The following is a 22020-nucleotide window of genomic DNA, read 5'->3' on the forward strand; positions in this document are numbered from 1 at the left end:
GCGCCCAGCCGCCCGCTGACCGCATCCCACGACACGAACGCCTTCGTTCGCGGCACCCGCGCCCGACGCGGCGAACGCGCCGACGAAGTAGCAGCCAGACGCACCGCTCGACGCCGGTGAGATCGAGCCAGCCGACGCCGACGCCAGACCGCAAGGGCGGCCCGACAGATGGAGACAGGATGAGCACGACCAGGAGAACCCAGCCGCCCGCACCGCACGTCGCCGACAGCCACGACCTGATCCGCGTCCAGGGGGCGCGTGGCAACAACCTCAAGAACATCAGCGTCGAACTGCCGAAACGCCGCCTCACCGTGTTCACCGGTGTGTCCGGCTCCGGCAAGAGCTCACTGGTGTTCGGCACCATCGCCGCCGAATCACAGCGGATGATCAACGAAACGTACAGCGCCTTCGTCCAGGGCTTCATGCCGACGCCGGCCCGACCGGACGTCGACGTGCTCGACGGGCTGACGACCGCGATCATCGTCGACCAGGAACGGATGGGCGCCAACGTCCGCTCCACCGTCGGCACCGTCACCGACGCCAACGCGATGCTACGTATCCTCTTCAGCCGACTCGGGCAACCCCACGCCGGATCACCCCAGGCATACTCCTTCAACGTCGCCTCGGCCCACGGCACCGGAGCCGTCACCGTCGAGCGCGGCGCCCAGAAGGCCGCCCGACAGAGCTTCTCCGTCATCGGCGGCATGTGCCCACGCTGCGACGGCACGGGCCGGGTCACCGACGTCGACCTCGCCGCGCTCTACGACGACAGCAAGTCACTCAACGAGGGCGCCCTCACGATCCCGGGCTACAGCGTCGACGGATGGTACGGCCGCATCTTCAGCGGATGCGGATTCTTCGACCCGGACAAGCCGATCCGCGACTTCACCAAGAAGGAACTGCGCGACCTGCTCCACAAGGAACCAACCAAGATCAAGGTCGACAACGTCAACCTCACGTACGAGGGCCTGATCCCGAGGATCCAGAAGTCTTTCCTGGCCAAGGACCGGGAGGCGATGCAGCCACACATCCGCGCGTTCGTGGACCGCGCCGTCACCTTCACCACCTGCCCCGACTGCGCAGGCACCCGCCTCAACGAAGCCGCCCGATCCTCCAAGATCAAAGACATCAGCATCGCCGACGCCTGTGCGATGCAGATCAGTGACCTCGCCATCTGGGTCCGAGCCCTGTCCGAGCCCTCGGTCGCGCCGCTGCTGGCAGCGCTGGGGGAGACCCTGGACTCGTTCGTCGAGATCGGCCTGGGCTACCTCAGCCTCGACCGGCCCTCAGGCACCCTCTCCGGCGGCGAAGCCCAGCGCACCAAGATGATCCGCCACCTCGGGTCCTCACTCACCGACGTCACGTACGTCTTCGACGAGCCCACCATCGGCCTGCACCCACACGACATACAGCGGATGAACGAACTGCTGCTACGACTGCGCGACAAGGGCAACACCGTGCTCGTCGTGGAACACAAACCGGAGACCATCGCGATCGCCGACCACGTCGTCGACCTCGGCCCCGGCGCAGGCACGGCGGGCGGCAACGTCTGCTTCGAAGGCACCCTGGAAGGGCTACGCGCCAGCGGCACCCTCACCGGCCGCCACCTCGACGACCGGGCCACCCTCAAGAAAACGGTCCGGACGCCCACCGGCACGCTGGCCATCCGCGACGCGGCGGCACACAACCTGCGCGACGTCGACGTCGACATCCCACTCGGGGTGCTCGTCGTCGTCACCGGCGTCGCCGGCTCCGGCAAGACCTCGCTCGTACACGGGTCCATCCCCGCCGGCAAGGGTGTGGTGTCGATCGACCAGGGCGCGATCCGCGGCTCGCGCCGCAGCAACCCGGCCACGTACACCGGACTGCTCGACCCGATCCGCAAGGCGTTCGCGAAGGCCAACGGCGTGAAGCCGGCACTGTTCAGCGCCAACTCCGAGGGCGCCTGCCCCAACTGCAACGGCGCCGGCGTCATCTACACCGACCTGGCGATGATGGCCGGCGTCGCCACCACCTGCGAGGAGTGCGAGGGGAAGCGGTACCAGGCGGCGGTGCTGAACCACCACCTCGGCGGCCGCGACATCAGTGAGGTGCTCGCCATGTCGGTGACCGAGGCCGAGGAGTTCTTCAGCGCCGGCGAGGCGCGCACCCCGGCCGCCCACGCCATCCTCGACCGGCTCGCCGACGTCGGGCTCGGCTACCTCAGCCTCGGCCAGCCGCTCACCACGCTGTCCGGCGGCGAGCGGCAGCGACTCAAGCTGGCCACCCACATGGCCGACAAGGGCGGCGTCTACGTCCTCGACGAGCCGACCACCGGCCTGCACCTCGCCGACGTCGAGCAGCTGCTCGGCCTGCTCGACCGGCTCGTCGACTCCGGCAAGTCGGTCATCGTCGTCGAGCACCACCAGGCGGTCATGGCGCACGCCGACTGGATCATCGACCTCGGCCCCGGCGCCGGCCACGACGGCGGCCGGATCGTCTTCGAGGGCACCCCCGCCGACCTCGTCGCCGCCCGCTCCACCCTCACCGGCGAGCACCTCGCGGCCTACGTCGGCATCTGACGAAGCCCGCGCGGACACTGTGAGACGAGCGTCGATGTGGAGGCCAGGGGAGACCGACGGAAGATCGGCTGCGCGGCGGTCGGGGCGTGACCCGGCTTGCAGACAGCTCGCGCCACGACCCGTCGAATGGGCCTGGCAACGCGATCTCGATCGCGCCGACGTGGACGGCGCCGAACGCTTCGACGACCGTGGCGGCGTTCCAGGCGAGCCCGACGACGATCTGCGGGCGATGCCGGCCACAGCGCAGCCTCATGGAGCTGCGAAAACCGCACCACCGGAGCTCCCGTAGTCGATTCGATAATGCACATTATGTCAAGTAACCACCTCCGACCCTGCTCTCCTCCGCGCGGGGCGACGCCTCTCCGGCCCCGCGCCACCGCCTCGCCCCCGATGCGGAGCCCACCCCGCCAGGCAGCTCCGCCCCGCGACCAGCACCCGCCTCCGAGAGCCGGCCCGCCCGACCCGACCGCGCGCCCACCACCCCGCCGGCGGTGATCAAGAGGTTGACGTCAAGCCCGGCCGCCCGACGCAAACCTGTTGATCACCGCCGGAGTTGGGGCCGGGCTGGGGCTGGGATGCGGCCGGAGTTGGGTGGTTCCGGGGTGGGCGGGTCCAGGTGTCAGGTTTTCCACTCCCCTGTCGTGGGTCGCCCGTAACCCGAGAATCATGCATAATATCCCTTATGCATGACAAACAGGGCGAATCGGTGCGGTCGTTGATCGAGGAGTTCCTGACCGCTCGGGCCACGCGCAAGCCCTCCCCCCACACCCTGGAGGCGTACCGGCGGGATCTGTGCGCGGTGGCGGCCCTGGCCGGCGAGACTCTCGTCCCTCCCCTGTCGGCGGACGCGCTTCCGGTCACCGACCTCTCCCCCAGGGTCATGCGGGCGGCATTCGCCCGGTTCGCCGCCCCCCGCGCCGTGGCCTCGGTGCACCGCGCCTGGTCGACGTGGAACAGCTTCTTCTCGTTCCTGGTCGCCGAGGGTGTGGTGGCAGGCAACCCGATGCCGGCGGTGGACCGACCCCGGGCCCCGCTCCCCCAGCCCAAGCCGCTGCGCGGTGAGGACACCCCGGAGCAACTGCTCGCCGCGGTGTCCCGGGAGGACGGCCGGCAGCGCGATCCGTGGCCGGAGCGGGACGTGGCGGTGTTGGCGTTGGCGCTGTGTGCGGGGCTGCGCCTGTCGGAGCTGCTGGCGCTGCGGGTGGCGTCGTTGGCGGGGCGATCCGGTGAGCGGCGGGTCGACGTGGTCGGCAAGGGCGGCCGGCCGAGGGTGGTGCCGATCGAGCCGGAGCTGGACCGGGTGGTGGTGGCGTACCTGGACAGTCGGGCTCGGCGGTTCGGGTCGCGGTCGGTGCGGCCGGATTCGCCGCTGCTGCTGGACCGGCGGGGTGAGGCGCTGCGCCGGGGCGGCCTGCAGTATCTGGTGGAGTCCTGTTACCGGCGGGCCGGGGTGGTCGATCGGGTGCCGCGTGGGGCGCAGTTGCACGCGCTGCGGCACACGTTCGCGACGCGGCTGGCGGAGGACGGGGCGAGCGCGGCGGAGATCATGCGGTTGCTGGGTCATGCGTCGTTGGCGTCGTCGCAGACGTACATCGAGGTGACGGCGGGTCAGCAGCGGGCTGCGGTGCGGTCGAACCGCACGAACCGGGCGTTGGTGGGGTTGGTGCGGTCGCAGGAGGGCGCGGTGGGGTGACCGGCGGGGCGTGGGGTGTGGCAGGGTGGGATGGGTACGCGACTGGCGGCATCGGGGATGGGATCGACCATCGGGGAGCTCGCCGTGGGGGTCGTCCGCCTGGGCTCCTGCGGGCGAGGTGGTGTCATGTCTTCTTCTGCGGTTTCCTCGGGTGCGGTTTCCTCGGGTACGGCGCGGTTGTTGCCGGGTGGGCCGGTGGCGCAGCAGGTGCTGGGTGAGGTGGCGGCGGAGGTCGCGGCGTTGCGGGCGGTGGGGGTGACGCCGTCGTTGGCGACGGTGCTGGTGGGCGACGACGACGCGAGTGCCGGGTATATCCGGATCAAGCAGCGGCAGGCGGCGGAGTTGGGGTTCGCGTCGCCGCATGTGCATCTGTCGGCGTCGGCGTCGCAGGCGGATCTGCACCGGGTGATCGAGGAGTTCAATTCCGACGCGGGTGTGCACGGGGTGTTGGTGCAGCATCCGATTCCGGGGCATCTGGACTACGACCGGGCGTTGCAGGTGTTGGATCCGGACAAGGACGTCGACGGGATGCATCCGGTGAACATGGGCCGGTTGGCGTTGGGGTTGCCGGGTCCGTTGCCGTGTACTCCGGCGGGGATCGAGGCGTTGTTGGCGTTTCATGGGGTGCCGGTGGCGGGTCGTGAGGTGGTGGTGCTGGGCCGGGGTGCGACGTTGGGGCGGCCGTTGGCGATGTTGTTGGCGCAGAAGCGGCCGACGGCGAATGCGGCGGTGACGGTGGTGCACACGGGGGTGGCGGACTGGCCGCGGTATACGCGGCGGGCGGAGATCCTGGTGGCGGCGGCGGGGGTGCCGGGGATCGTGCGGCCGGAGCACGTGCGGCCGGGCGCGGTGGTGGTTGGTGGTGGGGTGCGGTATGAGGGCCGGCGGTTGTTGCCGGATGTGGACGAGTCGTGTGCAGGGGTGGCGGGGGCGATCACGCCGCGGGTCGGTGGGGTGGGGCCGACGACGGTGGCGATGTTGTTCCGTAATGCGGTGGTGGCGGCGGCGCGGGCGGCCGGGTTGCGATGAGGGTGTTGGGGGGGCGACCGGAGTACGTCGGAAACCGGCAAGAGGCCGATCAGTGCAGGCGAGCGTGGGGTGCCCCCACAGCTTCTGCCCGGTTAGGTAGAGTCGCGCCCGGCGCGGGGGCCTTGTCCTGTTGTGGTCGGGCTGGTGGGTGGACCCGTGGCGTTGATGGAACGGACCGCGTATCCGCAGTTCAAGCGGGTCGTGTCTGCCCGTGAGCTGCGGGAGACGTTTACGCCGACAATCGACGAGATTCGCTGGGCTAGGGAGAAGACCCGTTCAGAACAGCATCTGCTTGCCCTGGTCGTGTTGTTGAAGGCGGTTGCCCGGCTGGGGCATTTCCCCGTTCTGTTCGAGGTGCCGATCGCGATCGTGGAGCATGTACGCATCGCGTTGGAGCTCAAGCCGGACATCGAGCCAGGACATGACTCGGACCGGACCCTGCGGTTTCACAAGTCGCTGGTCCGCGAGCGGCTGGGTATCACCTCTGACCCAGAGCGGGCTAGGGCGGTGGCCGAGGCGGCGATCCGGGAGGCGGCCAGGACGAAGGACAATCCTCCGGACCTGATCAATGTGGCGTTGGAGGAACTGGTCCGGGCCCGGCTGGAATTACCTGGTTACACCACGTTGGATGAGATGGTCGGGACGATCCGTACGCAGGTCAACACCGCCGTGTTCGCGGGGATCGCCGCTCGGATGAGCGGTCCGGCCGCCGATGAGGTGGATGCGTTGCTGAAGGTGGACCCGATCCGGCGGCGTAGCCAGTTCGATCAGGTCAAGACGGTGGCCGGCGCGCCGACCGTGGGCAACGTCAAGGACCACGTGAAGCATCTGGCCTGGCTGGACGCGCTCGGCCCGACCGAGGAGTGGCTGGAAGGGGTACCTCCGGCGAAGGTGGCTCATTTCGCCGGCGAAGCCAGCCAGACCGATGTCGCTGACTTGGGCAAGTACGGCACCGCCCGCAGACAGGCGCTGATCGTCTGCTTGGTCCACACGGCCCGGGTGCGGACCCGCGATGAGGTCGCGGCCATGTTCTGCAAGCGGATAGCCGCTATTCACAAGAGAGCCAAGGAGCCTCTCGAATCGATCCGTGAGGCGTCTCGGGCGGAGTCCGAGCGGCTGCTGGACACGTTCGGGGAGGTCCTGGCAGTGGTCCGGGAGGCGTTGGGAGTGTCCGCCGAGGACCAGGTCGTCGGGGAGACTAACGTCCCGGACTCGGTGTGTGTACAGACGGGGCGCATGGTGCTGGGCGCCCTCGCCCAGGCCGGTGGCGTGACCGCGTTGACCAGCACGCACGAAGAGGTGTCGGCGCACCACGGCAACAACTACCTGCCGTTCGTGGAGAAGTATTACCGGGGCAGCCGGGCAGCGCTGTTCCAGGTGCTCGACGTGCTCGACTTCCAGCCCACCAGCTCCGACCACAGCTTGTTCAAGGCGCTGGAATTTCTACGCGCCAACCGTTCCCGCAGCGGGGAGCACCTGTCGACGAAAGTCGGCGAGAAGCACGGCAAGGACATCCATCTGGACCTGTCGTTCACCTCGGAGAACTGGCGGAAGATCCTTCTTGATGGGCGGCGGCCCGGACGGATCGTGCGCCGGCATTTCGAGGCGTGCGTGTTCTCGTACCTGGCTTCCGAGCTGCGTAGCGGCGACATGGCCGTGGTCGGGTCGGAGTCATACGCCAATTTCACTGATCAACTGCTGTCGCCGGCCGAGTGTGAGCCGTTGATGGCCGAGTACTGCCGGGAGGCGGGATTGCCACCCGATGCCGCCAGCGCGACCGCCGAGTTGCGGGGCCCGACTGGAGCAGACGGCGGTGAGGGTCGACGAGGGGTACCCGGGCAACGCTGATCTGGTCTTGTCCGAGGGCCGCCCGGTCCTCAAACGCCGTAAAGGCAGAGAGCGACGCCAATCGGCGTTGAATCTGGAGGCGGCGATCCTGGACCGGCTGCCTGACCGAGGCATCCTGGACGTGCTGACCCGCACCGCGTACCTGACCGGGTGGACCCGCCATTTCGGGCCGCCGTCTGGCAACGATCCGAAGATCAGGGATGCGCTGGGCCGGTACGTGCTGCTGACGTTCACCTACGGGGCGAACCTCGGTCCGGCGCAGGTGGCCCGGCACATGGCTGGCAAGGAGAAGGTGTCGGTGCACGAGCTGTCCACCGCGAACAAGCACGCCAACGCCAGGAAGATCCACTCTGCGTCGGTTGATGTCATCAACGCTCACGCCGCGTTGGACATGACCCTGCTGTGGGGTGACGGGACCAGGGTCGGGGCGGACGGCACGCAGATGGATACCTGGTCGGACAACCTCCTCGCGGAATCGCACATCCGCTATGGCGGGTACGGCGGGATCGCCTACCGGCACATCTCCGACAACTACATCGCCCTGTTCTCCCATTTCATCCCGTGTGGCGTGTGGGAGGCGGTCTACATCCTGCAAGGGCTGCTGGAGAACAAGAGCGACGTGCGGCCCACCGAGATCCACGCCGACACCCAGGGCCAGTCGCTGCCGGTCTTCGGACTGGCTCACCTGCTGGGGTTCGAGCTGCTGCCGCGTATCCGAAACTGGCAGGATCTGACCCTGTACCGGCCCGGCCGCGACACTCGCTACGAGCACATCGATTCCCTTTTCGGCGCGGACGCGGTGGACTGGAAGCTCATCGAAACCCACTGGGACGACCTGATGCGCGTGGTCGTGTCAATCCGCGCCGGGAAGATTTCCTCAGCGACGCTGCTGCGCCGGCTGGGCACCGAGTCGCACCGCAACCGCACCTACCGGGCGTTACGCGAGGTCGGCCGCGCGGTGCGCACCATCCGTCCTGCTGCGCTACCTGTCCGAGCCTGAGCTGCGCGAGGGCATCACCGCGGTCACCAACCGGGTCGAGGCGTTCCACGGGTTCGCCAAATGGCTCTCGTTCGGTCACGACGGCATCCTGGCCGACAACGACCCAGACCAGCAGGAGAAGGTCGTCAAGTTCAACGAGCTCCTCGCGAACTGCGCGATCTACTCCACTACCCTCGATATCACCACCGCCGCCAACGAGCTGATCGCGGCCGGCTGGCAGGTGGATTCCGGGGACCTGGCCACCATCACCCCGTACGTCACCAGCAAGATCCGCCGATTCGGTGATTGGAAACTTGACCTCACCCCACCACTGGCGACCCTGCCCGTGGCGCTCGACCTCGCCCCGGTGGAGCCGATCCGGATCCGTGCGGGCTCGTGACATCTGTCCCGGCCAGCGCCACGTGCTGCGCCGGCCGGGCTTCATGCCCAACCCGGTGGACGCCGCCCGGGCCCAGTGCTTGGGTACGGGACCCCTGCCGCAAAGTAACCCTGAGTAACTTTGGTTGACGCTGCCATGTCGCCACTCCTGCGGTGTCGAGCTTGCCGACATGTCGGGAGATCGCGTCTTTCCTATTCATGGCGCCATTGTGCGGGTCGTGGCCGTGCCGACGGCGTGTTCTGGGTGCCGGCTGACGGGTGCCGGTGTGGTCGCAGCCGGCCCCGGATGCGCTCTACCGGTTTTTCTTCGAGGCAGGAACATGGCGAGTGGGAGGAGAAGGACCGCGAACCCGACCGTCCACCAGAAGGTTTTCGCGAACGCGTGAGTGAGGATCTCCGGGGATGCGCCGCCGCTGGCCTGGTCATTGATCTGCTGTTGAAGGATCACAGCGACCAGCGCGGTGCCGAAGGACGCGCCGACACGCTGGATCACGTTGGTGGCGCTGGTCGCACGAGGGATCGCGGAATGTGGTAGCTGGTGATACGCCGCTGCCATCGTCGGGATCCCCACCGCACCCAGGCCGATGCCGCGCAGCACCAGAGACGCGGTCAGGAGAACGTCGTTTGGGTCGGACGGTAGCTGGGTGTAGGCGAGTGTGCCGGCGGTGGTGATCAGCGCTCCGACAGCTACCAGCGGTCTGGCGCCGATCCGATCGGCCAGTGGGCCGACGACGGCCAGGGCGAGGGCCGTGCCGACGCCTTGAGGGGCGAGCGTGAGGCCCGTGGCGAGCGCGTCGAACCCGCGGGCCTGTTGGTAGTAGAGGGGCAGCAGGAACATTGGACCGTAGAGCGCCGCGCCGGATAGGAACATCAGCGCGGCTGACGCGCTGAACGAGCGGTGCCGGAACAGTCGTAGGTCGATGATTGGAGTCTTGGAGGTGCGTAGGGCGTGCATGACGAACACCACGAGGAGGGCGAGACCGATCGCGATGGGCACGAGCACATCGATAGCAGCGAAGCTGGATTCCGCGCCCGCTTTGGACAGACCGTAGACCATCGCCACTACGGCCGGTGAGAGCACGGCGAGGCCAAGCACATCAAGCGGGGGGCGGCTTTGGGGCGGGTCGGCGGGCAGTTTCCACCAGGCCAGCACGAAGGCGAGTACGCAGACGGGCACGTTGATCAGGAAGATCCAGCGCCACGGCAGGGCGTTGAGCATGAGACCGCCGAGCACTGGTCCGACGATGGGGACGAGGTTTCCGGGGATGGCGACCAGCGCCATGACCCGGCCGAAGCGGCGTGAGCCGGCTGCCTGCGCGAGGATGACTTGGGTCAGCGGCAAGATCATTCCGGCGCCGAGTCCCTGCACCACCCGGACGGCGATCAGGCTTTCCGCCGACCAGGCAGCTGCGCACAGCACTGAGCCGGCGAGAAACAGCGCCAGCGTGCACAGCCATGTCGCTTTGGCGCCGAAGCGATCGACACACCACCCGGTGAGCGGGATGACCAGCGCCATCGCGAGCAGGTACGCCGTGGACACCCACTGCACGGTGGAGACGGGCACTGCGAACGCCTGGCTGAGCTGATCCAGCGCGACGCTGATGATGGTGGTGTCCAGCAGCGCGGCCATCGCACCAAAGAGCACGATCCCGGCGAGCCTGAGCAGCGCCGGATCCAGTCGATCCGTCGTCGGCGCGCCTGCCAGGTACTCCTCTCTCGTCTCCCGCTCGGTCACGCCTGTCCCGCCCACGCCCTGACTCATGTGATCCCACCCCACTTTGTTGGCATGCCAACACTATGGCAAGATTGGTGGCATGCCAACAAAATCGTTAGCGTAAGATCATGACCACCGAGACTGGCCCGGGTGGCGCACGCGCGCCGCACGTGGGGATAAGCGTCGCCGAGGCGCCGTTGAGCTCGCTGCTACTGCAGGCCGTCCGCGCGCACGCTGCGGTCGCGACCGCGATGTTGCAACGCATTGATCTGGTCGCCCCGCAGGAACTGGTGCTGCTGTTCCTGCAGGAGAACGGGCGGTCTCCACAGTCGGAGATCGTTCATTTCCTCGGGCGTGACCGGTCGACCGTCACCAACACCCTGCAGGCGATGGAGCGTGCCGACCTCATCACGCGCGCACCGTCTAGCACCGACAAGAGAACGATGATCGTCGCTCTGTCGGGCAAAGGTCGGCGGTTGTGTCCCAAGGTCCGCGAGATCTGGTCCGAGCTTGAACGGCTCACCTTCGGTGGGCTGACCGATCAGCAGCGCGTGGGCCTCGCCCAGACGCTCGCCGAGGTCCGTCGTGGCCTGCCGGACCCGACGGCCCGTATCCGACGGAACCCGGCCGACGTAAGGCACGAGCCACCCAGGGAAGGACAGCACGATGAGCGCTGAGTACCACGGGATTGACGGGCCGCTGCGGATCGCGGTCATCATCGCGAGCACCCGGACAGGACGCTTCGGCGAGACGGTGGGCCGCTGGTTCGTCACCCGGGCCGAGCAACACGACGATCTGAAACTCGACGTTATCGACCTGTATGACATCCCGCTACCGGACAACCTGGAGCAGACAGCGCAGGTGACGGCGTTCACCGCCCGCGTCGGCGCCGCCGACGCTTTCGTCCTCGTCACCCCCGAGTACAACCACGGCTACCCCGCCGCGCTGAAACGCGCGATCGACGCCGTCCGTTCCGAGTGGCAGGCCAAACCGGTGGGTTTCGTCTCCTACGGCGGACTGGCCGGCGGCCTGCGCGCGGTCGAACAGCTACGACAGGTCTTCGCCGAGGTGCACGCCGTCGGTATCCGCGAGACCGTCAGCTTCCATATGGCACACGACCAGTTCAACCCCCACGGGGAACTCAGCAACCCGCACATCGCCAACACCGCCGCCGCCACGCTCCTGCGGCACCTCACCTGGTGGGCCCAAGCGCTGCGCGCCGCCCGCGCCGCCCAGCCGTACCCCGCCTGATCACCCATTCCAAAGGAACAGCCCCATGGTTACAGCGATCGCGTTCACCGCCTACGGCGGCCCCGATGTGCTACACCCGGTCGAGATCGATCTACCAACGCCCGCCGCAGGCCAGATCCGCGTCCGGGTCAAGGCCGCAGGCGTCAATCCCGTCGACGCCAAACTGCGGCGCGGCGACTTCGCCACAACCATGGCAGCCAACTTTCCGCAACGCCTCGGCAACGAGTACGCCGGCATCGTTGACCACGTCGGCGACGACGTAGTCGGCCTCGTGATAGGAGACGAGGCTCTCGGCTCGGCCAGCGCCCAGAGCTACTGCGAGTACGTCGTCGTCGATGCCGCCGACGCGGTGCGCAAGCCAGCCGCCATGCCCTGGACGGTCGCCGCCGGTCTACCCGCGGCCGGCCAAGCCGCCCACACCGCACTGCGCCAGATCGCCGTCAACCCCGGCGACACCGTCCTCATCCACGCTGCCGCCGGCGGCGTAGGCACCATCGCCGTACAGCTCGCCCGCCACTGGGGCGCCACCGTCATCGGCACCGCCAGCGAACACAACCACGACTACCTCCGCTCGCTCGGCGCGACCCCGGTCGCCTACGGAGACGGCCTCGTCGGCCGAATCCGCGCACTCGCACCCGAAGGCGTCGACGCCGCGCTCGACGCCATCGGCGGCGCCGCGATCACCGCCTCCCTCGCGCTCGTGCGTGACCGGCACCGCATCGGCACCCTGGTCGACACCGAAGCCGCGAAGACGTTCGGGATACTTCGCGTCGGCGCCCGCTCGACCGCCGCGCTGACGGAACTCGTCGCACTGTACGAAGAAGGCAGGCTACAGCTACCCATCCACGCGACGTTCCCACTCACGCAAGCCAGCCGCGCGCACCACGAGGTGCAGACCGGCCACGTCCGCGGCAAGGTCGTCCTGACGGTGGACTGACCCGGACGGCTACGGGAACTCATCGCCGCCGTCCGCCATGAGCTGGCCTCCGACCAGCGAGACCATTTCGATGCGCTGTTCGCCAACCTGCTCGATAACCCGGTCGCGAGGGGCGGCTGTTCGATGAAGGTGATGGTGCTTGACCGCGACGGCGCAGCGGTCAGCTGACGCTTCACCAACGGGCTCGAAACGCCGATCGCCTACTTCAGATAACACTGATTATCTGAAGTAGGCTCCCGGCATGACTTCAGATAAAGCGTTGGCAGAGGATCATCAACCCCCAGAATCGACTTCAGATAAAACGAACCCGGTCCTCGACCCCCCGCGCCGCGGACGCCAACCCGAACCACTACCGCTCCGGTTCGCCGGCACCCACGCCACCTACGTGGCCGCCCTGGACAAGGCGACCATGCTCGACGACGACACCCACCGCGCCTACGCCTCCCGCGTACGCGGCTACCTGATCTGGCTCGACGGTGCCGACATCGACGGCGATCCCCTCACTCAGGCCCACGCCAGCGACGCTGCAGCGCGCGACTACCGCACCTATCTGCAGACGGTGGCCAAACGCAAACCCTCCACTATCAACACCGTCCTGGCTGCGATCGGCGACTTCTACATCCGCCGAGGCATGAGAGCGCCGGATGTCCGCCGCCTGGACCTGCCGCAGGCGGCCCCACGAGCGCTGTCCGACAAGGACGTCACCCGCTGGCTGCGCACCGTGGAGCGCTGGGTTCACCCCCGCGACCGGGTACTCGCGCTGATCCCGTTCTACGCTGGGCTGCGCTTGGGCGAGGTCGTCGCACTGAACCTGGACGACATCCGCCTGTCCGCACGCAAAGGGTTGATCATCGTCCGGTCCGGCAAGGGCAACAAGTACCGCGAGGTCCCCGTGCACGAGCACGCGCAGCTGCGCACCGACCTTAAACTGTGGATCGATGACGAGCGACCCGACTGGACGGGCGCCGCCAACAGCGAAGCGCTGCTACTCAACCATCGCGGCGGCAGAATATCCGCCCGCGGCGCCCACGATATCCTCGGCGCCATCGCCGACGAGGCCCGCATCGATGACGAGTTCACCAGCCACGCCCTACGCCACACCTTCGGAACCAGACTCGTCCGCGACGGCCACGACCTCGTGCTCGTCGCCGAACTCATGGGCCACTCCCGCCTAGATCAAACCCGGCGCTACAGCTTGCCCAACCAAGCCGACCGTGAGCGCGCCATCAACAGCCTCCCAGTGGACCGCTGACCAGCAATCTCACACCTCTATTGCCGGTTTCCGACGTACTCCGGTCGGCCCCCTTGGGGGGTGATCGTCGGGCCGGTCGGGGGAACCTGACCGGCCCGACGTCTACGGTCAGCGGCGCTTTCCGCGCAGTGGGGTGACTTGGGCGAACGGGACCGGGGTGCCGCCGGTCCACTGGTGCAGCGATGCGGTCCCGGTCTGTTGGGTGGTTTCGTTGACGGTGGTGGTGCCGGACGCTACGACGTAGATCCGTCCGTCGCCGAGTGTTTCGAGGCCGACGCTGCCGGGGGCGGTCCAGCCGCGGATGCCGGTGGCCGGGTCCGTGGTGCCGGCGGGGGCGAGCGGCACGGTCCGGCCGGTCGTGCCTGCCGGTTGGCCGGCGAGTGGGCGGGTCTGCGGTGCCACGTCGGCGGAGACCGCGAACAGCGTCCAGTTCGGGAACTGGGGTTTGGTGCCCTGGTAGGCGGCCATCAGCCACAGGCGGTTGTGTCGGTCGTACTCGAGGCTCTGCACGCCCCACGTGGTGTTGCCGGTGTGGATGAACACCTTGTCGGCGGGGTGGGGTGGGCCCGAGAGGTGTGGGGCGGTCTGGGTGAGGGGGCGGGCGTACGCGTCCCAGCCGCGGATGTCGTAGGTGAGCAGCACCTGGTGGTCGTTGTCGGTGCGGGTGGCGTCCGGGGTGATGCCGTACGCGACGATCAGCATGTTGCGCTGGGCGGTGCCGGTGGTGCCGAGCCGCGGGCCGAAGCTGATTCCGTCGATGCCGCTGGTGCCGTAGCGGCCGGTGGTGTAGTCGGCGGCTACCTCGGGCAGGTACACGGTGGTCATCACGCCGTCGGTTTCGGCGTTCATTCCGGTGCGGGTGATGCGGGTGCCGTCGAAGACCGCGATGTAGAAGGCCTGCCGGGTCTTGTATTCGAGCGATCCGTAGATCAGGCCGTTGTCGGGGTTGATGTCGAGGTCGCCGAGGTGGCCGGTGAGGCCGGTGACGGTGCCGACGACCTGCCCGGTCTGGATGTTGGTTTTGACCAGTAGGTTCGTGAAGGACCAGTAGGCGTAGCCGCCGACCCAGTCTACGGCGAGGCCCTGCACGTGTCCGGAGGACCAGGTGCTGCCGGATAGGGCGGTGGGCATGGCTGGTGGTGCCACGGTGGGGCGGGTGGGGCGGTACGCCGGGCCGCTGCGTGGGGGTGGGGGGTCGGCTTGGGCGGGCGCCGGTACGGCGGTGACGGCGCCGGTGCCGGCGAGGACGGCCAGGGCGGCGGCGGTGAGGGTCTTTCGCACGCGGCGAGGGTAGCGGTGTGGGTGGTCGGAGGATTTTTTGCGGGGCGGGAAACGCGGCGGCTGTCGGGGGTTTCGGTGGTAGGTGGCCGGGGCGTTCCGGTTTCGACGGTCACCGGGGTGGGCTGCTGCGGGGTTCGGTGTGCCGGTGTCGGGGTCGGTTGAGGTCGGTTTGGCGGTGGCGTTCCACCGGTGGTGCGACGCTGGCGCGGCCAGCCCGGCGCCGGCGGTGTTGAGGAGTACGTCGTCTCGACCGCGAGACCTATCCGGCTGCTTCTGCCTGGCGGTTGTCCCAGCCGGTCGCTGCCGGGGCGTGGGCGTCGGCCTGTCCAATGTTCGCGTCGGTGCCTACGGCGTCCACATGCGAGTAGTCAGGCTGGGTTGAGGTGTCCAGCACGGCCGGCCGGCGGCGTGGACTGTTGCGCTACCTCTACCTCAGGGTGATGTTTCGGCGGCGGGACGCTGGTCGGGGGCGGGGGTGCTTGCCGCGGACGGGCGGGTCAGCCGAGGTCGACGACGAGGGGGCGGTGGTCGGAGATGGTGGTGGCGGGGGTGGTGACGGCGGTGACGGGTGGTAGGTGGTGTCGGTGGTGGGGGTCGGCGAGGATGTGGTCGAGTTGGACGCGGGGTCGGGTGGCGGGGTAGGTGGGGCGGCGGCCGAGGGGGGTCCAGCCGGAGATGAGTCGGGCGGGGCCGGCGGGGAGGTTGAGGTCGCCGAGGAGGATGCGGGGGGCGGGTAGGGCGCGTAGGGCGCGGACGGTCTGGCGGAGTTGGTGGGCGTTCCAGCCGGGGACGAAGGACAGGTGGGTGGCGGCGACGGTGATGTCGCCGTGGGGGGTGTCGAGGACGGCGGCGAGGACGACGCGGGGTTCGTCTTGGAGGAGGATGAGGCCGGGGCCGGGGCCTGGTACGTAGACGGGTGTGCGGACGGGGGCGGGTTTGAGGCGGGTGACCTGCCAGGTGCGGACGGGGTGGCGGGTGACCAGGCCGATGCCGTAGCAGGGTTCGCCGTGTCCGTCGTCGTCGTGGCGGAGCGGGCGGAACTGTTCGCCGGGGGTGCCGACGACGGCGGCGGCGAAGCGGTGTTCGGGGGCGTCGAGGGCGCGGGCGGCGATGGCGGTGAGGTCGTGGTTGCCGCTGCGGGTCTGGTCGCGGTCGACTTCTTGGAGGGCGAGGACGTCGGCGTCGAGTGCGGTGACGGCGGCGGTGAGCCGGTCGGGGTCGACGAGCCCGTCGGTGAGGGATCGGCCGTGGAGCAGGTTGAAGGTGGCCAGGCGCACTCTTTGCACCCTACGTGGGTGGTGGGAGGGTTGGCGGATGTTGAAGGTGTTGGTGTGTTCGATGGTGGTGTTCGTGGCGGTGGGTTTGGTGGGGGTGTGGTTGCGGCGTCGGCGTGGGCGGTGACGCGTCGGTCGGGTGTGGGGGGTGGTGAGGCGGGACACGCGGGTTGTGGGCGGGTGGGCAGAATGGCCGGCCGTGGATGCTGTGTCGTTGACTGCCCTGCTCGCTGTGGCTGCGTTGGCCGGTTGGGTCGATGCGGTGGTGGGTGGTGGTGGGTTGTTGTTGTTGCCGGCGTTGTTGGTGGTGGCGCCGGGGATGCCGGTGGCGACGGCGTTGGGGACGAACAAGTTGGCGGCGATCGCGGGGACGGCGACGGCGGCGGTGACGTATGCGCGGCGGACGAAGCTGGATTGGTGGGTGGCGGGTCCGGCGGCGGGTCTGGCGGTGGTGACGGCGGGGTTGGGTGCGGCGTTGGCGGGGGTGGTGCCTGGGTCGGCGTATCGGCCGGTGGTGTTGGGGGTGTTGGTGGTGGTGGCGGTGTTCGTGGTGGCGCGGCCGCGGTTGGGGGTGGTGGCGGTGCCGCTGCGGCGGACGCGGGGGCGGGTGGTGGCGGCGGTCGTGGTGGCGGGGGTGGGTGTCGCGGCGTACGACGGGTTGATCGGCCCGGGGACGGGGACGTTCCTGGTGGTGGCGTTCACGGTGTTGGTGGGGGCGGACTTCGTGGGTGGGTCGGCGATGGCGAAGGTGGCGAACGTGGGTACGAATTTGGGGGCGTTGGTGGTGTTCGCGGGGACCGGTCACGTGTGGTGGTTGTTGGGTGCGGCGATGGCGGTGTGCAATGTGGCGGGGGCGGCGTTGGGGGCGCGGATGGCGTTGCGGCGGGGGGCGGGGTTCGTGCGGGGGGTGTTGTTGGTGGTGGTGTTGGCGTTGGTGGTGAAGTTGGGTCACGACCAGTGGTTGGGGTGGTGAGGTGCCGGCCGGTGCGGGTCGCGCGCCGGCCGGCCGGTGCGGGTCAGGCGTGGCGGACGATGTCGTCGTAGTCGAGGCGGGGCAGGCGGGGGAACCAGGCGTCGGGGCCGGGCTTGCCGAGGTTGACCACGAGCAGGGAGCGCCAGGTGCTGTCGGCGAACAGGTCGCGGTCGACGGCGGCGGCGTCGAAGCCGGCCATGGGGCCCGCGGCGAGGCCGGCGGCGCGGACGGCGAGCAGCCAGTAGCCGATCTGGAGGGTGGCGTTGAAGCGGGCCATGCCTTCGCGGGCGGCGGCGTCGGCGGCGAGTCCGTCGCGCATCTCGGGGCGGATGGGGAAGACGCGGGGGATGAATTCGTGGAAGTCGGTGTCGGCGGCGAGGACGGCTACGACGGGGGCGGTGGCGGTCTTGGCGCGGTTGCCTTCGGACATGTGGGTGAGCAGTCGGTCGCGGGTTTCGCCGGGGCGGGTGTAGAGCACTCGCAGGGGCTGGGTGTTGGCGGCGGTGGGTGGGTACTTGGCGAGATCGAAGATGGCGTGCAGTTGGGCGTCGGTGACGGGTTCGTCGGTGAAGGTGTTGGCGGTGCGGGCGTCGGTGAACAGTTGTGCTTGGGCGGCGGCGTCGAGGGTGATCAGGTTGGGCGTGACGGTGTCGGTCATGTGGGGTTTCCTTCGGGCCGGGGGGCATTAACTTCTCAGAGGCTAGCAGCTAGCTTTTTCGAAGTTGCTTGGTCGTGGGTAGGGCCACGTATCGTGGGGGCATGACGCTCCGATCCTCCACCGGTGAGGTCCCCCGGTCCTGCGACGGGGGGTTGACGCGGGCGTTCGCGTTCCTCGGCAAGCGGTGGAACGGCGTGCTGCTGGGCACCCTGGCGCTCGGGCCGGCGGGGTTCGCCGAGCTGACCCGCGCGCTGCCGGGGATCAGCGAGTCGGTGCTGTCCGACCGGCTCGGTGAGCTGGCCCGGGTGGGGTTGGTGCGCCGCACGGTGCGGCAGGGTCCGCCGCTGGGGGTGAGCTACGAGCTGACCGAGCGGGGCGCGGCGGTGCTGCCGGCGTTGGACGCTCTGGCCCGGTGGGCGCACGAGAATCTGCCCGCCGAGGAGTGCGGCCGGGCGTGAGTGGGTGATCGCGCCGGGGGCATGTGATCATCGTCGGATGCCGTTGCGCGCCGAACATGACCGGGTGCTGCTGGGGCGGTTGCTGGGCCGCGATCCGGCGCTGCACGCGTACCAGTTGGGTGACCTGGACGACTTTTTCTGGCCGTACACGTCGTGGTTCCGCCGGGGCGAGCAGGTCGCGCTGCTGTATCACGCGGTGGCGCCGCCGACGTTGCTGGCGTTCGCCGACGCCGCCGGCCGGGAGGAGCTCACGGCGCTGCTGACCGACCTGGCGCCGGTGTTGCCGGCACGCCTGCACGCGCACCTGTCCCCCGGCCTGGCGCCGGTGCTGGCGGGCTGGTTCCACGTCGCCGACGGCGGCGAGCACCGGAAGATGGCGCTGACCGACCGGGCGCGGCTGGCTGCGGTCCCCGGCGAGGGGCAGCCGCTGGGCGCCGCCGACCTGCCGGAGCTGACGCGGCTGTACGCGGCGGCGTACCCGGGCAACTGGTTCGATCCGAGGATGCTCGACACGGGCCGGTATGTGGGGGTGCGCCGCGACGGGCGGCTGGTGGCGGTGGCCGGGGTGCACGTGTACTCCCCGGTGTGGCGGGTGGCGGCGTTGGGCAACGTCACCACCCTTCCCGGGTATCGGGGGCGGGGCCTGGCCGCCGCGGCGGTGTCCACGCTGTGCCGGCGGCTGGCCGCCGACGTCGACCACATCACGTTGAACGTGAGGGTGGACAACGTGGCGGCGCTGCGGCTGTACGACCGGCTCGGGTTCACCCCGGTGGCCGGGTACGGCGAGTACACCCTCACCGCGTGTGCGGGACCGCGGTGACGGCCCCGCCGAGCGCCGAGCCGCCGGACGGCCGGGGCCTCGTGCGCGCCGAGCCGCCCGGGAGTCGCGTCGGGGGGCTGTGGCGGCGCCGGTGGGTGCGGCTGCTCGCCGTCGCCGTGGGGGTCGTCGGCGCGGCCGTGGTGGGTCTGCGGGGGCGGCTGCCCGACCCGCGGGAGTTCCTCACCGCGTTGACCGGCGCCGGCTACGGGTGGGTGGTGCTGGCGGTACTGCTGCAGGTCGTCTCGCTGGCGGCGTTCGCGTTGCAGCAGCGGCGGCTGCTCGACGCCCTGGGGGTGCGCCTGCGGCGGGGCCGGGTGGTGGCGATCAGCCTGGCCGGCACGGCGTTGTCGATCTCGTTGCCGGCGGGGGCGGCGGTGTCCACCGGGTACGTCATCCGGGAGTACGAGCGCGCCGGCGCGTCCCGTGAGGTCGCGGCGGCCTCGGCGGTGGTGTCGGGGTTGGCGTCCATCGGCGGGCTGGCCCTGCTCTATGTGGGTGGGGGTGCGGTGGTGCTCACCCGCGCTCCGGGCGGGTGGGACTGGCGTGCGTTGGCCGTTGTGGCGGTGCTCGGTGGGCTGATCGCGCTGGCTGCGCTGCTCGGGCGTCGGCAGCCGCGTGGGCGTCCGGCCGGGCCCGTACCCGGTCCCGACGTGTCGGGTGGTGGGGTGCGTCGGCGTGTGCGGGCGTTGTTGCTCTCGGCCCGTCAGGCGTGGTGGGCGGGGGCGGCGCTGCGGGCGCGGGACTGGGCGGGGGCGGTGGGCTACGCGGCGGTGAAGTGGGCGGCCGACCTGCTGTGCCTGGCCGCCGCCGCTGAGGCGTTGCGCCTGCCGGTGGGGGTGACGGCCCTGGCGGGCATCTACCTCGGTGTGCAGATCGTGCGGCAGGTGCCGCTGACCCCGGGTGGGGTGGGTGTCATCGACACCGCTCTGGTCGCCGGGCTCACCGCCTCGGGCGCGACCGCGGTCAGTGCCGCCGCCGCGGTGCTGGTCTACCGGATGTTGTCCTGCTGGCTGCTCATCCCGGTCGGCGGGGTCGCCGGGCTGACGCTGCGCGGTGAGCGGGCCGGCAGCCGGGTCTGAGCGTCGGGGCGGTCCGGTGACGTCGGCGGGGCCGGGTGGGGTCGCGTCCCGCCGCCCGGGGTTGGGGGTGGGTCAGCGGTGGCGGGTGGGTGAGTCGAAGCGGCCGGCGCGGATCTCCCGCAGTGCCCGCCGGCGGGCGTCCCCGCGCAGGGTGTCGACGTAGAGGCGCCCGGCGAGGTGGTCGGTCTCGTGTTGCAGGGCGCGGGCGAGGAATCCGCTGCCGGAGATGGTCAGCGGTTCGCCGTGCTGGTCGAAGCCGTGGGCGGTGGCGTGCAGGGCGCGGGGCGTCGGGAAGTACAGCCCGGGGATGGACAGGCAGCCCTCGTCGTCGTCCTGGAGTTCGTCGGACAGCTCCACCGTCGGGTTGATCAGGTGGCCGCGGTGGCCGGCGGCGTCGTAGACGAACACCTGGGCGGACACGCCGATCTGCGGGGCGGCGACGCCGGCGCGGCCGGGTTCGCCGAGCAGGGTGTCCATCAGGTCGCCGACCAGGGCGCGCAGGTCGGCGTCGAAGCTGGTCACCGGCTCGCAGGCGGTGCGCAGCACCGGGTCGCCGATGATCCGGATGGGCCGCATCGTCATGGCAGCAGGCTATCGGCCCGTGACCCGGGTGTGGTGGTCAGGGCGGCGCGGACGGGTCGGGCCTTGGCGGCGGCCTCGGCGACCTCGGCGTCGGGGTCGCTGTCCCAGGTGATGCCGCCGCCGGCCCAGCCGTGCAGCAGGTGCCCGTCGGCGGCGGCGGTGCGGATGGTCAGGCCCAGGTCGACCCGGCCGGCGCCCACCCAGCCCAGCGCGCCCATGCTCGCGCCCCGGCCCACGGGTTCGCAGGCGGCGACGACGTCGAGGGCGGCCAGTTTGGGTGCGCCGGTGACCGACCCGCCGGGGCAGACCGCGCGCAGCAGGTCCGCCAGGCCCAGGCCGTCGGCGGGGGCCGCCGACACCGTCGACTCGGCCTGCCACAGGTCGCACCAGCGGCGTACGGCGAACAGCTCGTCGACGGTGACGGTGCCGGTGGCCGCGACGCGGGCCAGGTCGTTGCGTTCCAGGTCGACGATCATGATGTGTTCGGCGCGTTCCTTGGCGGAGGCGAGCAGTTCGGCGCGGCCGGCGGCGGTGGCGGGGCGGGTGCCCTTGATCGGGCGGGTGACCAGCCGGCCGCTCTCGACGGCGATCAGGGTCTCCGGGGAGGCGCAGCCGATCGCCCAGCCGGGGCCGTGCAGGGTGCCGCCGTAGCGGGCGCCGGGCAGTCCGCCCAGCCGGGCCAGGGCGGGGCGGGGGTCGCCGGTGTACGGGGCGGCGGCGTGACCGACGAGGTTGACCTGGTAGACGTCGCCGCGGCCGATCGCGGCGCGTACGGCGGTCACGGCGTCGGCGTGCTGGCGGGTGCTCCAGCTCGGGGTCCAGTCGCCGACGTGCCAGGGGCCGGCGTTCGGGGCCGGCCCGGCGGTGGGGGTGGGGGTGTGCGCGTAGACGACCACGGCGAGGTCGGGCAGGGCGGGGGCGGGGCTGGGCGCGCCGGGCGCCCCGGCGGCCATCACGGCCCCGGCGGCGGCCGAGACGTACACGGCGGCCCCGCACACCCCGCCCGGGTCGTGGGTGGCGGGGCGGGTCAGGTCGTCGACGCCGAGGCCGTGGGCGGTGAGGAACTCCTCGACGAGGCGGGCCGGGTCGCCGCCGTCGCGCACGCGCCAGTGCAGGCGGTCACGTTCGGTGAGGTTGTGGCGGCAGTCGGTGGGGGCGGCGGGCACGTCCACCCGCGTCAGTGAAAACGCTTCCACGCCGTCCGGCCCAATCTGCCTCGTCCGTTCAGTGGA

At 70.2% G+C, this 22020-nt stretch carries 20 protein-coding genes and 1 riboswitch; of the genes, 14 read left to right on the forward strand and 6 right to left on the reverse strand.

Going from position 1 to position 22020, the window contains the following annotated elements; genetic code table 11:
• The first annotated feature begins 179 nt into the window (after window positions 1-179).
• The 6 genes from GVV04_RS00110 to GVV04_RS33785 all read left to right on the forward strand — a co-directional run bounded on the left by GVV04_RS00110 (window position 180) and on the right by GVV04_RS33785 (window position 8510).
• Window positions 180-2561: an ATP-binding cassette domain-containing protein gene (locus GVV04_RS00110; RefSeq protein ID WP_161683667.1), complete on the forward strand. Its 2382-nt coding sequence runs from the start codon at window positions 180-182 to the stop codon at window positions 2559-2561.
• Between the two features lie 682 nt (window positions 2562-3243).
• Window positions 3244-4254 (forward strand): tyrosine-type recombinase/integrase, encoded by a 1011-nt coding sequence (locus GVV04_RS00115; protein WP_161683669.1) that lies wholly within the window; start codon window positions 3244-3246, stop codon window positions 4252-4254.
• A gap of 28 nt (window positions 4255-4282) precedes the next feature.
• Window positions 4283-4366: riboswitch (ZMP/ZTP riboswitch) on the forward strand.
• Window positions 4367-4380: 14 nt separating this feature from the next.
• Window positions 4381-5283, forward strand: a complete 903-nt coding sequence (locus GVV04_RS00120) for a bifunctional 5,10-methylenetetrahydrofolate dehydrogenase/5,10-methenyltetrahydrofolate cyclohydrolase (protein WP_161683671.1) — start codon at window positions 4381-4383, stop codon at window positions 5281-5283.
• 165 nt (window positions 5284-5448) lie between these two features.
• The gene (locus GVV04_RS32570) at window positions 5449-7131 is read left to right on the forward strand and encodes a DUF4158 domain-containing protein (RefSeq protein WP_235965573.1); all 1683 of its coding nucleotides are present in this window, start codon (window positions 5449-5451) and stop codon (window positions 7129-7131) included.
• Window positions 7097-8131, forward strand: coding sequence for a Tn3 family transposase (locus GVV04_RS00130; protein ID WP_161683674.1), 1035 nt, complete (start codon window positions 7097-7099; stop codon window positions 8129-8131). The genes GVV04_RS32570 and GVV04_RS00130 overlap by 35 nt, the downstream gene beginning before the upstream one ends.
• 13 nt (window positions 8132-8144) lie before the next feature.
• Window positions 8145-8510 carry a Tn3 family transposase gene (locus GVV04_RS33785; protein WP_328822197.1) on the forward strand — a complete coding sequence of 122 codons (366 nt, stop codon included), beginning with the start codon at window positions 8145-8147 and terminating at the stop codon, window positions 8508-8510.
• Window positions 8511-8705: 195 nt separating this feature from the next.
• Here the strand turns inward: GVV04_RS33785 and GVV04_RS00140 are convergent, their stop codons facing one another.
• On the reverse strand, window positions 8706-10271 hold the full coding sequence (locus GVV04_RS00140) for a DHA2 family efflux MFS transporter permease subunit (RefSeq protein WP_161683675.1): 1566 nt from the start codon (window positions 10269-10271) through the stop codon (window positions 8706-8708).
• 80 nt (window positions 10272-10351) lie between these two features.
• Here GVV04_RS00140 and GVV04_RS00145 point away from each other — a divergent pair, with 80 nt between their 5' ends.
• From GVV04_RS00145 to GVV04_RS00160, 4 genes are all read left to right on the forward strand, one after another.
• Window positions 10352-10900, forward strand: a complete 549-nt coding sequence (locus GVV04_RS00145) for a MarR family winged helix-turn-helix transcriptional regulator (protein WP_161683676.1) — start codon at window positions 10352-10354, stop codon at window positions 10898-10900.
• Complete coding sequence (locus tag GVV04_RS00150; RefSeq protein WP_161683677.1) at window positions 10890-11474, forward strand: NADPH-dependent FMN reductase; 585 nt, start codon at window positions 10890-10892, stop codon at window positions 11472-11474. The genes GVV04_RS00145 and GVV04_RS00150 overlap by 11 nt, the downstream gene beginning before the upstream one ends.
• Before the next feature lie 25 nt (window positions 11475-11499).
• Entirely contained in the window at window positions 11500-12411 is a 912-nt protein-coding gene (locus tag GVV04_RS00155; RefSeq protein ID WP_161683679.1) for an NADP-dependent oxidoreductase, read from the forward strand.
• 385 nt (window positions 12412-12796) lie between these two features.
• The gene (locus GVV04_RS00160) at window positions 12797-13663 is read left to right on the forward strand and encodes a tyrosine-type recombinase/integrase (RefSeq protein WP_161683680.1); all 867 of its coding nucleotides are present in this window, start codon (window positions 12797-12799) and stop codon (window positions 13661-13663) included.
• 108 nt (window positions 13664-13771) lie between these two features.
• Here GVV04_RS00160 and GVV04_RS00165 read toward each other — a convergent pair whose 3' ends face one another.
• On the reverse strand, window positions 13772-14944 hold the full coding sequence (locus GVV04_RS00165; protein WP_161683682.1) for a hypothetical protein: 1173 nt from the start codon (window positions 14942-14944) through the stop codon (window positions 13772-13774).
• A gap of 497 nt (window positions 14945-15441) precedes the next feature.
• On the reverse strand, window positions 15442-16221 hold the full coding sequence (locus GVV04_RS00170; RefSeq protein ID WP_161683684.1) for an endonuclease/exonuclease/phosphatase family protein: 780 nt from the start codon (window positions 16219-16221) through the stop codon (window positions 15442-15444).
• 196 nt (window positions 16222-16417) lie between these two features.
• Here GVV04_RS00170 and GVV04_RS00175 point away from each other — a divergent pair, with 196 nt between their 5' ends.
• The gene (locus GVV04_RS00175) at window positions 16418-17191 is read left to right on the forward strand and encodes a sulfite exporter TauE/SafE family protein (RefSeq protein WP_328822132.1); all 774 of its coding nucleotides are present in this window, start codon (window positions 16418-16420) and stop codon (window positions 17189-17191) included.
• Window positions 17192-17234: 43 nt separating this feature from the next.
• Here GVV04_RS00175 and GVV04_RS00180 read toward each other — a convergent pair whose 3' ends face one another.
• On the reverse strand, window positions 17235-17849 hold the full coding sequence (locus GVV04_RS00180; RefSeq protein WP_161683685.1) for a malonic semialdehyde reductase: 615 nt from the start codon (window positions 17847-17849) through the stop codon (window positions 17235-17237).
• Between the two features lie 101 nt (window positions 17850-17950).
• Here GVV04_RS00180 and GVV04_RS00185 point away from each other — a divergent pair, with 101 nt between their 5' ends.
• The 3 genes from GVV04_RS00185 to GVV04_RS00195 are packed head-to-tail and all read left to right on the forward strand — an operon-like array spanning window position 17951 to window position 20206.
• Window positions 17951-18307, forward strand: coding sequence for a winged helix-turn-helix transcriptional regulator (locus GVV04_RS00185; RefSeq protein WP_161683686.1), 357 nt, complete (start codon window positions 17951-17953; stop codon window positions 18305-18307).
• A gap of 37 nt (window positions 18308-18344) precedes the next feature.
• Entirely contained in the window at window positions 18345-19127 is a 783-nt protein-coding gene (locus GVV04_RS00190; RefSeq protein WP_161683687.1) for a GNAT family N-acetyltransferase, read from the forward strand.
• Complete coding sequence (locus GVV04_RS00195) at window positions 19109-20206, forward strand: lysylphosphatidylglycerol synthase transmembrane domain-containing protein (RefSeq protein WP_328822133.1); 1098 nt, start codon at window positions 19109-19111, stop codon at window positions 20204-20206. The genes GVV04_RS00190 and GVV04_RS00195 overlap by 19 nt, the downstream gene beginning before the upstream one ends.
• A gap of 72 nt (window positions 20207-20278) precedes the next feature.
• Here the strand turns inward: GVV04_RS00195 and def are convergent, their stop codons facing one another.
• Both def and GVV04_RS00205 read right to left on the reverse strand, forming a co-directional pair.
• Complete coding sequence (def, locus tag GVV04_RS00200) at window positions 20279-20788, reverse strand: peptide deformylase (protein ID WP_161683688.1); 510 nt, start codon at window positions 20786-20788, stop codon at window positions 20279-20281.
• Window positions 20785-21969, reverse strand: a complete 1185-nt coding sequence (locus tag GVV04_RS00205; RefSeq protein ID WP_201752828.1) for a chorismate-binding protein — start codon at window positions 21967-21969, stop codon at window positions 20785-20787. The genes def and GVV04_RS00205 overlap by 4 nt, the downstream gene beginning before the upstream one ends.
• Window positions 21970-22020 lie beyond the last annotated feature (51 nt).

The organism is Micromonospora rubida (genome assembly GCF_009908295.1).
GTDB classification, from domain to species: domain Bacteria; phylum Actinomycetota; class Actinomycetes; order Mycobacteriales; family Micromonosporaceae; genus Micromonospora; species Micromonospora rubida.